Origin of the sequence: Streptomyces sp. NPDC093591, from assembly GCF_044764885.1 — a bacterium.
GTDB lineage: Bacteria > Actinomycetota > Actinomycetes > Streptomycetales > Streptomycetaceae > Streptomyces.
Window position 1 is genome coordinate 76111 of record NZ_JBIWIY010000029.1, and the last position, 13745, is coordinate 89855.

Genomic DNA, 13745 nt, shown 5'->3' on the forward strand with positions numbered 1-13745 from the left:
CGACACATCAGCCTCCCTGCGAGATCACGCGCCGTGCCGCCCGCCGCCACACCCACCGGGTGAACAGCGCCAGCACGACGACCCAGGCGACCTGAACGGCCAACTGCGCTCTCGCGTCGGCGAGTTCGATCCGGCCGATGTAGATCGACAGCGGTACGCTCAGCGTCGCCTGGAACGGCAGGAAGCCGCTCAGCGTGATGAACCAGTCCGGGAAGAACCACAGCGGGGCGTAGACCCCGGACAGCAGGTTCTGCGCGAAGATCAGGATCAGCATCGCGGCGTTGTTGCGGATGGTGAAGAAGCACAGCTGGTCCAGGACGAGCATCACGTAGTACAGGACCCACTGGCCGAGCAGCATGCTCACCACGAACACCCCTGCCACGGCCGCGGACTCGGGGGGCTCGACGACTCCGGCGGCCAGGCAGACCAGGTATCCGGCGAGTGCCCACGCCAGCCCGTAGAGCTGTTCGCCGAGGGCGCGCAGGGCGTAGTAGCGCTGGGGTGGCAGCGGGCGCAGGTACCAGTAGACGATCGTGCCGAAGTGCATGTGCTGCAGCACCATGTCCCGGCCCGCGGACTGGTCCAACTCCCGTAGTCGGGAGGCGAGTACGGCCAGAACGGCGTAGCTGACCGCCTGGTCGCGCCCCAGTCCGGCGGTGGTGCCGGTGTGCGCGTACAGGCCGCGCCACAGCGACGCCACCAGGACCACCTGGACGGTCAGCCGGAGCAGGACGGCGGTCATCCGGGGCGGTGTGTGCAGCTCACCGAGCGGGGTGACGCGGGCGGCGCGCCAGCCGTGCAGTACGGAAGCCATCTCAGGCGCCTTCTGCGACGGACCCGGCATGCACGTACGCGGCCCGCATCACGTCCTCGAGGTCCGCCTCGTCGAGGGACAGGTCCGTCACCTCGTACCGCTCGATGACCTGCTTCAGGGCTTGGTGCACGGTGGGTGCGTCGGGGCCGTCGGGCCCGAAGACCGCCTGCGGGCCGTCGTGCCGCAGCAGCGCGATGCCCGGCAGGGAGCCGACCTCGGTGTGCGGGTCGGCGAGCGTCACCCGCACCTGCCAGGTCGAACCGAACTTGCGCCGGATCTCGTCGAGGGTGCCGTCCAGGACGAGCCGCCCGTGGTTGATCAGCACGACCCGCTCGGCGAGCCGCTCGACCTCCGTCATGTCATGCGTGGTCAGCAGGACCGTACGGCCGCGCTCCTCCACCTGGTGCCGCAGGAACTCCCGCACCTGCTCCTTGACCACCACGTCCATGCCGATGGTCGGCTCGTCGAGGAAGACCACCGGCGGGTCGTGCAGCAGGGCGGCGGCCAGGTCGGAGCGGACGCGCTGGCCGAGGGAGAGGTGGCGGACCCGGGTGTCCCAGAAGGAGGAGAGGTCCAGGAGCTCGTCGAACTCCTTGAGCCGGGCCGCGTGTTCGGCCTTCGGCACCTCGTAGATGTCGCGCAGGATCGCGAACGACTCGCGCACCGGGAGGTCCCACCACAGCTGGGTGCGCTGCCCGAACACCGTGCCGATGTTGCGGGCGTTGCGCTCACGCTCCTCGTACGGCACCACACCCGCGACCCGGGCCTCGCCGGAGGTGGGGGTGAGGATGCCGGTGAGCATCTTGATGGTGGTGGACTTGCCGGCGCCGTTCGGGCCCAGCAGGGCGAGGAGTTCACCGGCGGCGACGGAGAAGGTCACCTCGGAGACGGCGTGCTTGGCGACCTTCTGCGGGTTGACCAGAGAGCGCAGCGCGCCCGCGAAACCGGGGCGGCGGACGGTGGTGTGGAAGGTCCGGGAGAGACCGCGAACCTCGATGGCGCCACTCAATGGACATCAACTCCCTTGTGTCGGAAGCAAGTTGCGGCCGGTCGGCGTAAGCGCCGACCGGCCGCGGGCGACTTTCCGACACTGTCGGAAAGTCGATCAATCGGTCAATCGATTAATGGTCTTCTTACCTGGAGTTCGAGAACACGAACGAGAACTCCGTCGGCTCCGCCCGCAGGAAGTACTGCGGCAGCGGGCCCGGCCCGCAGGACTGGGAGCCGATGCCGTGCTGGCCGTGGTCGAGGTTGACCCACACGGTGTCGCCCGGCACCAGGTCCGTGAGGTGCTGTGCGGCATCCAGCTGCTCGCTGGTCCAGCGGCGGGCGCTGAACCAGAACTCCGGGTCGCCCTCGATGCGCAGCCCGCCGAGCTCCACCCAGCGCACGTCGGCACGGGCGCCGTTCTCCTGCGGACGGACGTACGGCGTCTGCAGCTCGTCGACGGTGGAGTGCCAGCGGCCGAGCATCGACGCCGTCCTGCTGTCCGGGTACGCCTCACCGGGACCGCCGCCGAACCACCGCACGGCGTCCGCCTGCGCGAGCCCGAACCGGATGCCCAGCCGGGGCAGCGGCACCTTCCACTCGCCCTCGGGGGTCACGGACACGGTCAGCTTCAGCCGGGTGCCGTCGGAGGTCCACCGGTACACCGTGGCGAGGCCCGCCTCCCAAGCGGCGGCCGCCACCCGGGTGCGTACCGTCAGCGCCTCGTCGCCCGACTCGACGGCATCCAGACGGTGCCGCATGCGGTGCAGGCCGTACTTGCGCCACAGCATCCCGTAGCGGGTGTCGGTCTGCCACTCGGCGCCGTCGTCGTTGTCGGTGGGCGCCCGCCACAGGTCCAGACGCGGAGCCGTCACCTCGACGCCGCCGATGGTCCTCAGCGCGCCGGTGCGGGCGTCGAACGAGGCCGGGCCGAGGGTGATCAGCTTCTCGCTCGCGGCGGGCCGGTCGCTCGCGGAGACCGACGGCAACTGCCGTGCGGCCACCGGGAACTGGCCCCACGCGACCACGTGGTCCTTCGGCGCCCACGCCGTGTCGGCCGCCAGCAGCGCCCGCACGGTCCACTGGCTCTCGCCGCTCGGCTCGTGCGCGGGCGGCTCCGGCAGCTTGACGTCGGCCGACTCGCCGGGGGCGAGGTTCGGCACCGACAGGCTGCCCGCCTCGACGGTCTCGCCGTCCACCTGGTACGACCACTCGAAGGCGAGCCCCGACAGATCGGCGAAGTCGTACTTGTTCGTCACCCGTACGGTGCCGTCGGCGCCGTCGCCGTCGATGCGGACCGGCTCGATGACCTTCTTGTACTCGACGAGCCCGGGGGAGGGCGTGCGGTCCGGGAAGATCAGGCCGTCGCAGACGAAGTTGCCGTCGTGCAGCTCCTCGCCGAAGTCACCGCCGTAGGCGTAGCCCAGCTCGGGGTGGGTGATGCCGTGGTCGATCCACTCCCAGATGAAGCCGCCCTGGAGCCGGTCGTACTTCTCGAAGAGCTCCTGGTAGTCGGCCAGTCCGCCGGGGCCGTTGCCCATGGCGTGCCCGTACTCGCACTGGATGAAGGGCAGTTCGCGACGCTTGTGGGTGCCGCCGTCGAGCTGCTGCCCGATCTTCTCGACCTCGTCGTGGAAGGCGTACATCCGTGAGTACACGTCCGTGTCCCGGCAGTCCCAGTCGCCCTCGTAGTGCACGAGCCTTTCCGGGTCCCGGCCGTGGATCCACTCGGCCATCGCGGTCAGGCCGCGTCCGGTGCCCGCCTCGTTGCCGAGGGACCAGAAGACGATCGACGGGTGGTTCTTGTCCCGCTCGACCATGCGGGCCGCGCGGTCCAGCAGGGCCGGGGTCCAGCGGTCGTCGTCGACGGGGTTGTCCCGCCAGGCCTGCTCGGTGAAGCCGTGCGTCTCGAGGTCGCACTCGTCGATGACCCACAGGCCCAGCTCGTCGCACAGGTCGAGGAAGGCCGGGTGCGGGGGGTAGTGCGAAGTGCGCACCGCGTTGAGGTTGTGCCGCTTCATCAGCAGCACGTCCTCGCGCATGGTCTCCAGGTCGAGGGCGCGGCCCTTCTCGGGGTGCCACTCGTGGCGGTTGACGCCCTTGAAGAGGACCGCCTTGCCGTTGACCTTGATGAGGCCGTCCTCCAGGACGACCGTACGGAAGCCGATGCGCAGCGGCACGCGCTCACCGGCCGTGACCAGCTCGCCGTCGTACAGCTTCGGTGTCTCCGCCGACCACGGCTCGACGGCCGCGGTCACCGACTCGCCGGTCGCGACATCGATGTCCAGGGCGGGCACGGACACCCGCCCGTCGACCTCGGAGTCGACGCGCAGGGTGCCCTCGCCCGTGGTGTGGTCGTAGGAGGCGTGCACGAAGAAGTCGCCCACGCTGCCCGCCGGGCGGTGCAGCAGGGTGACGTCACGGAAGATGCCGGGCAGCCACCACTGGTCCTGGTCCTCCAGGTACGAGCCGGCCGACCACTGGTGCACGCGGACGGCGAGCACGTTGCCGGCCGGCTTCAGCAGCTGCCCGACCGCGAACTCGTGCGGCAGGCGGGAGCCCTTGAACTCACCGATGTCCGTGCCGTTCAGCCAGACGCGGGCGCAGGACTCGACGCCGTCGAAGCGCAGCACGGCGTCGCCGTCGGCCGGCCAGTCGGCCGGCAGGTCGAAGACCCGCAGGTGGTCGCCGGTCGGGTTCTCCGTCGGGACGTGCGGCGGGTCCACCGGGAAGGGGTACAGGTGGTTGGTGTAGATGGGCGAACCGAACGCGCCGTCGCCCTGCAGGACCCAGTGCCCGGGGACCGTGACCTCGGCCCAGTCCCCGGCGTCGTACCCCTGCTGGGCGAACGAGTCGTCCTCGGCGTCGGCGGTCGCCGACAGCCGGAAGCGCCAGCTGCCGCCCAGCGACAGGGACTTCGCGTCCGAGGAGGCGTACCAGGCGCGGGGCTTCAGGGCCCCGCGGCCCGGGGAGACGTCCTCGACGTAGTCGACGGAAGTGGTGGTGCGGGAAGTCATCGGTCTCCAGGTCCTGAGAAGAGAACGTCAGCCCTTGATGCCGGTCTGCGCGATCCCCTGGACCAGCCAGCGCTGGAGGAAGAGGAACACGAACACCAGGGGCAGGATGGAAACGGCCGTGGCCATGAAGATCAGATGGAACACGACGGTCTGGTTGGTCATGTAGCTGGAGAGCGCGACCTGGACGGTCCACGAACTCGGGTCCTGGCCGATGACCAGCGGCCACAGGAAGGCGTTCCAGCCGGCGATGAAGGTGATGGTCGCCATCGCCGCGAAGAAGTTCAGCGAGTTGGGTACGACGACGCGCCAGTACGCGCCCCAGTAGCCCAGTCCGTCCATGCGTGCAGCTTCCTCCAGTTCCTTGGGGAATCCCAGGAAGTACTGCCGAAAGAGGAAGCAGGTGAAACCACTGAACAGGCCGGGGATGATGAGGCCGCGGTAGGTGTCCACCCAGCCGAGCGAGGAGACCAGCACGAAGCTCGGCACGAAGGTGACCGCGGTCGGGACCATCAGGGTTCCCAGGACGGCGTAGAACACCTTGTTGGCGTGCTTGTACGGGATGCGGGCCAGGCCGTAGCCCGCGAGGGAGCACACCAGCAGGACGCCGACGGTGTGCAGGGTGGCCACGACCGCCGAGTTCCACAGTGACTGGGCGAAGGGGACCGTCTCGTCGCTGAAGAGTTCGCCGATGTTGCCCCACTGGATGTCCGTGGGGAAGAACTTCCAGTTCTCTCCGGTGATCTCGGCATCGGTGGAGAGGGCGTTGCGGACGAGGATGTAGAACGGGATCAGGAAGAGGAAGGCGGCGACGCCCGTGGCGATGTAGAGGCCGGTGGAGCTCATCACGCCGCCACCGCGCCTGACCCGGCTGGGTGTGTCCGGCGTCGGCGCGGACTTCCGCACCTTGGGCATGGTGGTGGTCACTTGGACTCGTCCCCCCTTCCGAAGCCCATGATCTTGCCCTGGAGCAGGGTCACGGCGCAGATCAGCACGGTCAGGATCAGCGCGCCCGCGCTGCCGGCGCCGTAGTCCTGGCTCTCGCCCAGGGCCTTGTAGTACAGCTCGACGAGCGGCGGGCGGCCCCAGGTCGTCTTCGACAGCAGGTTGAAGAACTCGTCGAAGGCCTGGTAGGCGGCGACTAGCAGCAGCAGGATCACCGCGGTGGACGTCGCACGCAGCTGGGGCAGGGTGATGTACCGGAAGGTCTGCCAGCCCGACTTGGCGCCGTCGATGGCGGCGGCCTCGTACAGCTCGTCCGGGATGTTCTGCAGGGCCGCGATGAACAGGATCATGTAGAAGCCGGACTGCAGCCACAGTCGGGCGGTCACGATGACCAGCCAGTACCAGGGCGGGTTGGGGTCGATCAGCCAGGCGATGTTCTCGACCCCGAACCAGCCGAGGACCGTGTTCATCAGACCGAAGCGGACCCCGCTGAAGATGGACATCTTCCAGATGAGCGCCGCGGCGACATAGCTGACCGCGGTCGGCAGGAAGAAGACCGAGCGGAAGAACGCCCGCATGAAGCGCATCCGGTTCACCAGCAGGGCGAGACCCAGCGACAGCGCCCAGGTGGTGGGCACGATGAAGGCGGCGAAGACGGTGAAGGTGCCGAGCGAGCCGACGAAGTCGTCGTTCGTCAGCATGTACTTGTAGTTGTCGAACCCGACGAACTTGTCCGGTGTGACGGTGAAGCGGGCCTCGAAGAAGCTCAGCCAGAGGCTCCAGAGGATCGGCGCGTAGACGAAGATCGCCAGACCGATCAGGAACGGCCCGGTGAAGAGCCAGAAGGTGAAGGTGGGGCTGCCCCGCAGACCCCGCCGCGGCTTGGCCGAGGAGGCCTTCGCCGTGGCGGGGCTCGCGAGGTCGAGCTTGGTGGTCGTCGACATGTCGTGGTCCGTCCCGCGGCCTATCCGAACAGCTTCTTGAGCTCGCGGTTGACGGCCGTGTCGCACCTGTCGAGCGCCTTCTCCGGGTCCATGTTCTTGCGGACGGAGTTGGCGAAGACGTCCTCGAAGGCGGTGCGCATGGCCTGGGTCCAGCCGATGTTGTCGAAGTGCCCGAACTCGTTGAAGAGGCGGACGCCCTCAGCGGCGTTGCCCGACTTGAGCTTGGTGGCCTTCTGGGCGATCGAGGTGCGCGGCGGAATGTGGAAGCCGTAGGAGGTGGCCCAGTCCTCCTGGTACTCGGTCTGGTCGATCCACAGCCACTTGACGTACTCCTTGGCCGCGTCGACGTTCTTGCTCTTGGCGTTGACGAACATCGACCAGCCGCCGTTGTAGACCGACGGCTTTCCGGAGTCCGTGACCTTCGGGAAGGGGAAGACCCCCCAGTCGTCGCCGAGCGCGTCCTGGATCGCCGGCATCGCCCACATGCCGCAGAACTGGATGGCGCACAGGCCCTGGTTGAACGAGGAGGGGTCCCAGGACTCGGTCGGAGCGCCGAGGAGAAGGTCGCCGCTGGTGAACAGCTGGCGCATCTTCTTCAGGCCCTCGACGACGCCGTCCGTGTGGTAGGCGATCTCGTTCTTCTCGTTGAGGTGCTGGGCACCGGCCGACCAGATCAACGTGTCGTTGACGCTGTGCAGGTCGTTGCCCATGTACAGGCCCTTGACCTTGCCGGTGGTGAGCTTGGCCGCGGCCTCCATCAGCTCGTCGAGCGTGGTCGGCACCTCGACCTTGGCCTTCTCCAGCATCGACTTGCGGTAGAAGAAGAACTGCGGGTCGTCGATCATCCGGACGCCGTATATCTTCCCGTCGACCGTGTGCGACTTGATGTCGGCCGGGTTGAAGTCGTCCTTGACCGGATCGATGATGTCGGTCAGGTCCGCCACCTGACCGCTCTTCACCATCTGGATCTGCGGGTGGAACTCGAAGAGGTCCGGCGCGTTCTTCGTGAGCAAGGCCGAGAAGAGCTTGCTCTCGAAGTCCGCACTGGTGATCCACTGCGTGGTCACGTTGGCGTCCTTGTACGCCTTCGCGTAGCGCTTGATGGCCTGCTCGGTGCCCGCCTCGCCGTACGCGTGGAACATCTGCACGAGGCTGTCGCCGGAGCTGCTCCGGCCGGTGTTGCCGCCGCACGCGGCCAGTCCCCCGGCGGCGGCCAGGCCCATCGCGGCCCGCAGTACGTTTCGGCGGTCCCAGTTGGTGTTGCTCAATGCCGACATGCTGACGTCCTTGTCTCGAGTACGGCTGCGGCCCTGTGCTCATGCCTGTGGCTGGAGCGGCTCAGCGCCAGTTGGCTCAAATGGGGTTGCGGTGCGGGACGTTAACCTTCGACTAAGGCTTCGGCAAGGGGTTGGACGAAGTCTGCACGAAGCGTTGTGCAACGTTCGGAATACCGGACGTGAGGAGGTTCCGGGACGCCGCACCAGCGACCGGCAACTCCCTTTCGGGAAGAGGGAATCACGTCCTTTCAGGAGGGGGGAATCACGCCCCTCATGAAGGCGGTACGGTACGGCTCCTCACGGGTGTGCCGCGTTGCGCGGCGGGCTGCGCCCTCTTCTGCGGGGCCGACTGCAACGCACCCTCGAGTGCGAACGTCGCCGCGCCCAGACACACCGGGTCGGTGGGGATGGCGGAGAGGACGATCCGGGTGGCGGCCAGCGGACGCCGGAGCGCGTGCCGGGCCACGGCCTCGCGCACCTCGTGCAGCAGCGGTTCGCCCAGGGTGGCGGCGACCCAGCTGCTGAGCACGACGACTTCGGGGTTGAACAGGTTCACCAGGTCGGCGATCCCGGCGCCCAGGTAACGGGCGGTGTCCCGGACCACCTTGAGCGCCACCGGATCGTGCGCGCCGACCCCACGGGCCAGCGCGTCGATCGTGGCCGTCTGGTCCTCGGGGTGGAGCAGCGCGCTGTCGGCGGCCAGCTCCCGCAGGTTCACCATGATCCCGGGCGCGCCCACATAGGTCTCGACGCAGCCGTGATTGCCGCAGTGGCACAGCCGCCCGTCCAGCACGAGCGTCGTATGGCCCCACTCGCCGGCGCTGTTGCTCACGCCCCGGTGCAGCCCCCCGCCGAGGACGAGCCCGGCGCCCACGCCGGTCCCGAGGTTGACCACCACGGCGTCCCCGCTGCCGCGCGCGGCACCGAACCACAGCTCGGCCACCGCGCAGGCCCGCAACGGGTTGTCCATGTACAGCGGGTAGGCGATCTGCTCGGCGAGCAGGTCGAGCAGGGGCACGTCGTGCCAGTCCCAGTTCGGGGCGTACTCGGCGACGCCGGTGGCCCGGTCCACCTGTCCCGGCACGCTCACCCCGACGCCCAGCACTCGTGCGCCCTCCACACCGGCCTGCGCGACCACCGAGCCGACGGCCGCGGCGACATGGCCGACGACCTGCTCGGGGCGGCTCTCGCCGGGGCGCATGTCCTCGTCGGCGCGGGCCAGGACGTTCAGCCCGAGATCGAACAGCTCGACCCGTACGTACGTCTCCGCGATGTCGACGCCGATCAGCGCGCCGCCGGACGCGTGGACGGCCACGAGCCCGCGGGGGCGGCCGCCGGCCGAGTCCTCGAAGCCGACCTCCGTGATCATGCGGAGGTCGAGCAGCTCGCCCACGAGGGTGGCGACCGTGGCGAGACTGAGGCCGGTGGCGGCCGCCAGCTCCTGTCGGGAGGTGGGCGACGCGGCGATGATCTGGCGCAGCACCTCATAGCGGTTCGCGGTGCGGATGTCGCGTGATGTGCGCTTCACCGGTGGCGCCCCCGTCCCTTCGCTCAGGCCGGGTCGTCGTCGGCACCGGCGCGGCGCAAGGCTATGACGTGCGCCGCCTTTCGACAAGGGGTTAGGAAAGGGGGTTTACGAAGTCCCCCGGAGTCAGTCACCCAGTATGTCCTGCACGAAGGCGTTGGCGAATTTCCGACCGGGGTCCAGTTCTCGCGCCAGCGCCCGGAAGTCCCCCAGCCGCGGGTACCGCCCGCGCAGCGCCCGCCCCGGCACCGTGAACACCTTCCCCCAGTGCGGCCGGGGACCGAAGGCGTCCAGCGCCTCCTCCAGCCGCCGCACCACCGGCAGCACGGCCGCGCCGTCCTCGATCCAGGTGAAGTGCAGCGCCACCGTGTCCCGTCCGTAGGAGGGGCTGAGCCACTGGTCGTCGGCGGCGACCGTGCGCACCTCGCAGGTCTGCAGCACGGGAGCGACCGTCTGCCGTATCGCGTCGAGCGCGTGCAGCGCGTCGAGGGCGTGCCCACGCGGCAGCAGGTACTCCGACTGCAACTCCGCCCCGCTGCTCGGTGTGAACTCCGCCCGGAAGTGTGGCAGCCGCTGATGCCACGGCCCCGGCACCCCGAACTGCTCCGTGCAGTTGACCGCGGGCATCCCCGGCACCGGGTGCAGCTTCTCGGTGGCGGGCGCGGCCCACGGGAAGTCCGGCAACGGCCGGTCGGCGCGCCGCTTGAGCCACACCTGCCGGAAGCCCGGCTCGCGCCAGTCGGTGAACAGGCTCACGCTGTACGCCGCCGCCATCACCGTCTCGAACGCCGCCAAGTCCAGCCCGTCCAGCGGCAGTTCGGTGAAGACATGCTGCTCGACGTCGAAGGACGGCTCCAGGGCGAGGGTGAGCGACGTGACGACACCGAGGGCGCCCAGCGAGGTGACGGCACCGCCGAACCGCGGATCGCCCCGTCCGACGGTCACCACCGACCCGTCCGCCGTGACCAGCTCCACCTCCCGCACGGACGCGGCCAGCGGGCCGTTGCCGACCCCCGACCCGTGCGTGCCGGTGGCGACCGAACCGGCCACCGAGATGTGCGGCAGGGACGCCATGTTGGGCAGCGCGAGCCCGCGCGCGTGCACCGCGCGGGCGAGCTCGGCGTACCGCACGCCGCCCGAGACGCGCACCGTACGGGCCGTGCGGTCCACGTCGATCACCGGCGGCAGACCGGCGATCGACACCAGGACGCCCTCGGGGCCCGGCTCGGCGATTCCGTTGAAGGAGTGCCCGCTGCCCAGCACCCGCACCCGCTCGCTCCCCGCCACCAGGGCGCTGAGCGCGTCGATCGAGTACGGCCGGTGCAGCTCCTTGGCGGTGTAGGTGATGTTGCCCGCCCAGTTGGTGATCGTCTCCGTCATCCCTGCCGTCCTTCGAGGTGGGTGCCTGTGCGTTGACCCTCTCATTCGCGCCTGCCTACGGTAGAGAGCGTTTTCCCCACTCCCTTTCGCCGAGCCGGAGGCCACGTCCTTGACCCAGCGGCCGTACGCCATGTTCGCCATGTCCGCCGAGAACGTGCCGCAGGTCTTCCCGCCGGAGGTGCTGGCACGGCTGCGGGAGTCGGTGGACATCGATCCCGCCCTGGTGGCCGAGGACCACGAGGACTTCACCGACCCGCGCCTGAAGGACGCGCTCGCCCGCACCGAGATCCTCGTCACCGGCTGGGGCTGCCCCCGCCTCGACGCGGCCGTGCTCGACGCCGCGCCGAAGCTGCGCGCGGTGCTGCACTCGGCCGGCTCAGTCAAGAGCCTCGCCACGCCCGAGCTGTGGCGGCGGGGCATCGCGGTGAGCTCGGCGGCCGCCGCCAACGCCGTGCCGGTCGCCGAGTACACGCTCGCCATGATCCTGGTCGCCGGCAAGGACCTCTTCGCCGCCCGCGACCGCCTGCGCGGCGAGCGCGCCTTCCCCGGCTGGGGGCTCGTCCCCGGCATCGGCAACCACGGCCGCCGGGTCGGCGTCATCGGGGCGTCGCGCATCGGCCGCAAGGTGATCGAGCTGCTGCGCCCCTTCGACCTGGTCCCGAGCCTCACCGACCCGTACGTCGACGAGGCGGGCGCCGCCGCGCTCGGCGTACCGCTGCTGCCGCTGGACGACCTCCTGCGCACGTCCGACATCGTCACGGTGCACGCCCCGGAAACCCCGGAGACCCGCCACCTCATCGGTCCGCGCGAGCTGGCCCTGATGCCCGACGGGGCAGTCCTGATCAACACCGCGCGCGGAGGTCTGGTCGACCACGAGGCGCTGATCGCCGAACTGGGCACCGGCCGCCTGTCCGCGATCCTCGACGTCACCGAGCCCGAGCCACTGCCCGCCGACTCACCCCTGTACGACCTGCCGAACGCCTTCGTCACCCCGCACCTCGCGGGCTCCCAGGGCAATGAGGCGGCCCGCCTGGGCCTCGCGGTCGCGGAGGAGGCGGAGCGGCTTGGCGCGGGGCGGCCGTTGGCTCACGGGATCGTCCAGTCCGAACTGGAACGCATGGCGTGACGGCCGGGTTGTTTTCGCCCTCGCCGCCCCTACCCGTCCCGTCCCCGGGGGCTGCCGCCCCCGGACCCCCGCTGTCGGCCCTTCGGGCCTCGTCCTCAAACGCCGGACGGGCTGAAAATCTCAGCCCCTCCGGCGTTTGAGGAGCGGGGGTCCAGGGGGCGGAGCCCCCTGGGAGCGGGGTCGAAGGGGCAGAGCCCCTTGAGGATGGGACGGGTAGGGGCGGCGGGGGCGAGAAAAGCCCCCCCATCACCCCGCGGCTCGCCACGACCCGCCCCGAAGGGCCCCCGCCGCCGCTCCCTCCCGGGCAGGGGCATACCGTGAGGAGTCGTACGCCTGAGCCGGGAGGAGATTACGGATGGGCAGCCGCACCGCACTGGTCGAGGATCTGATGGAGCGATTCCCGCACGTTCCGCGGGAAGCCGTCTTCAAAGAGGACCTGCTGCGAGGTGGCGTGGCTTTCGACCCGTCCGCCCTCAGCGACAACGAGTCCGGTGAGGTGAAGCCGAAGTCGTACTTCATCTTCTCCTTCGACCACGGCACCCTCCCCGAGCTCGGCGAGGCCGCGCTGCGCCGCCCGCCGGAGGAGATCATCCTCACCGGCGGCCCGTACGACCTGCGGCGCACCGTCGTGTCGGTGCGCGTGAACCCGTCGTCGCCGTACCGGGTCGCCGCGGACGACGAGGGCATCCTCGGCCTCTACCTCGACGGCAAGCGCATCGCCGATGTCGGGGTGCCCCCGATGCCGGAGTACTACCGCCACAAGCTCGCCAACGGGAAGTCCGTCATGGAGGTCGCCCCGACCATCCAGTGGGGCTACCTGATCTATCTGACCGTCTTCCGGGTGTGCCAGTACTTCGGCGCCAAGGAGGAGTGCCAGTACTGCGACATCAACCACAACTGGCGCCAGCACAAGGCGGCCGGTCGCCCGTACACGGGGGTGAAGGACGTCGAGGAGGTGCTGGAGGCCCTCGAGATCATCGACCGGTACGACACCGCCAAGGCCTCCACCGCCTACACGCTGACCGGCGGCGCGATCACCAAGACCGTCTCCGGCCGTGACGAGGCCGACTTCTACGGCCACTACGCCAAGGCCATCGAGGAGCGCTTCCCGGGCCGGTGGATCGGCAAGGTCGTCGCCCAGGCGCTGCCGCGCGACGACGTGCAGCGCTTCAAGGACTACGGCGTGCAGATCTACCACCCCAACTACGAGGTGTGGGACGAGTACCTGTTCAAGATGTACTGCCCGGGCAAGGAGCGGTACGTCGGCCGGGACGTGTGGCACAAGCGGATCCTGGACTCGGCCGAGGTGTTCGGCGCGCGCAACGTCATCCCCAACTTCGTGGCGGGCGTGGAGATGGCCGAGCCCTTCGGCTTCACGACGGTCGACGAGGCCATCGCGTCGACGACCGAAGGCCTGCGCTTCTTCATGTCGCACGGCATCACGCCCCGCTTCACCACCTGGTGCCCCGAGCCGACGACCCCGCTCGGCAAGGCCAACCCGCAGGGCGCGCCGCTGGAATACCACATCCGCCTGCTGCAGGCCTATCGCCAGACGATGGAAGACTTCGGCCTGTCCTCGCCCCCCGGCTACGGCCCGCCCGGCCCCGGCCGCGCGGTGTTCTCGGTGAGTTCCTTCATGGACAGCCTGCCGGCGCAGGATTCCGCGACGGCGGGGGAGCCCGCCACCGCGGAGGATTCCACGACGGTGTAGTGAGACAGAAGGGGCCCGCGTC

The 13745-nt window shown here is 69.6% G+C and carries 10 protein-coding genes; 2 read left to right on the top strand and 8 right to left on the bottom strand.

Annotated features, from left to right (window positions below):
• Positions 1-7 precede the first annotated feature (7 nt).
• From ACIREI_RS43050 to ACIREI_RS43085, 8 genes are all read right to left on the bottom strand, one after another.
• Complete coding sequence (locus ACIREI_RS43050) at positions 8-814, bottom strand: ABC-2 family transporter protein (RefSeq protein ID WP_403345451.1); 807 nt, start codon at positions 812-814, stop codon at positions 8-10.
• Position 815: 1 nt separating this feature from the next.
• Positions 816-1823, bottom strand: a complete 1008-nt coding sequence (locus tag ACIREI_RS43055) for an ATP-binding cassette domain-containing protein (RefSeq protein WP_403345453.1) — start codon at positions 1821-1823, stop codon at positions 816-818.
• Positions 1824-1947: 124 nt separating this feature from the next.
• Positions 1948-4818 (bottom strand): glycoside hydrolase family 2 TIM barrel-domain containing protein, encoded by a 2871-nt coding sequence (locus ACIREI_RS43060; RefSeq protein WP_403345454.1) that lies wholly within the window; start codon positions 4816-4818, stop codon positions 1948-1950.
• A gap of 27 nt (positions 4819-4845) precedes the next feature.
• On the bottom strand, positions 4846-5742 hold the full coding sequence (locus ACIREI_RS43065) for a carbohydrate ABC transporter permease (protein WP_403345456.1): 897 nt from the start codon (positions 5740-5742) through the stop codon (positions 4846-4848).
• Positions 5739-6704, bottom strand: coding sequence for a carbohydrate ABC transporter permease (locus ACIREI_RS43070; RefSeq protein WP_403345457.1), 966 nt, complete (start codon positions 6702-6704; stop codon positions 5739-5741). Before ACIREI_RS43070 ends, ACIREI_RS43065 begins: the two co-directional genes overlap by 4 nt.
• A gap of 20 nt (positions 6705-6724) precedes the next feature.
• Positions 6725-7981: an ABC transporter substrate-binding protein gene (locus tag ACIREI_RS43075; RefSeq protein ID WP_403345458.1), complete on the bottom strand. Its 1257-nt coding sequence runs from the start codon at positions 7979-7981 to the stop codon at positions 6725-6727.
• A gap of 271 nt (positions 7982-8252) precedes the next feature.
• The gene (locus tag ACIREI_RS43080; protein ID WP_403345460.1) at positions 8253-9509 is read right to left on the bottom strand and encodes an ROK family transcriptional regulator; all 1257 of its coding nucleotides are present in this window, start codon (positions 9507-9509) and stop codon (positions 8253-8255) included.
• 123 nt (positions 9510-9632) lie between these two features.
• Positions 9633-10886, bottom strand: coding sequence for an FAD-binding protein (locus ACIREI_RS43085; RefSeq protein WP_403345462.1), 1254 nt, complete (start codon positions 10884-10886; stop codon positions 9633-9635).
• Between the two features lie 109 nt (positions 10887-10995).
• Between ACIREI_RS43085 and ACIREI_RS43090 the strand changes: the two genes are divergently transcribed.
• On the top strand, positions 10996-12012 hold the full coding sequence (locus ACIREI_RS43090; protein WP_403345463.1) for a hydroxyacid dehydrogenase: 1017 nt from the start codon (positions 10996-10998) through the stop codon (positions 12010-12012).
• Between the two features lie 355 nt (positions 12013-12367).
• Positions 12368-13723, top strand: a complete 1356-nt coding sequence (locus ACIREI_RS43095) for a radical SAM protein (RefSeq protein ID WP_403345465.1) — start codon at positions 12368-12370, stop codon at positions 13721-13723.
• Positions 13724-13745 lie beyond the last annotated feature (22 nt).

Excerpts from the sequence above, each read along its gene's own strand:
- ACIREI_RS43050 (WP_403345451.1), bottom strand. The coding sequence starts at position 814 with ATGGCTTCCGTACTGCACGGCTGGCGCGCCGCCCGCGTCACCCCGCTC.
- ACIREI_RS43060 (WP_403345454.1), bottom strand. The coding sequence starts at position 4,818 with ATGACTTCCCGCACCACCACTTCCGTCGACTACGTCGAGGACGTCTCC.
- ACIREI_RS43070 (WP_403345457.1), bottom strand. The coding sequence starts at position 6,704 with ATGTCGACGACCACCAAGCTCGACCTCGCGAGCCCCGCCACGGCGAAG.
- ACIREI_RS43075 (WP_403345458.1), bottom strand. The coding sequence starts at position 7,981 with ATGTCGGCATTGAGCAACACCAACTGGGACCGCCGAAACGTACTGCGG.
- ACIREI_RS43085 (WP_403345462.1), bottom strand. The coding sequence starts at position 10,886 with ATGACGGAGACGATCACCAACTGGGCGGGCAACATCACCTACACCGCC.
- ACIREI_RS43095 (WP_403345465.1), top strand. The coding sequence starts at position 12,368 with ATGGGCAGCCGCACCGCACTGGTCGAGGATCTGATGGAGCGATTCCCG.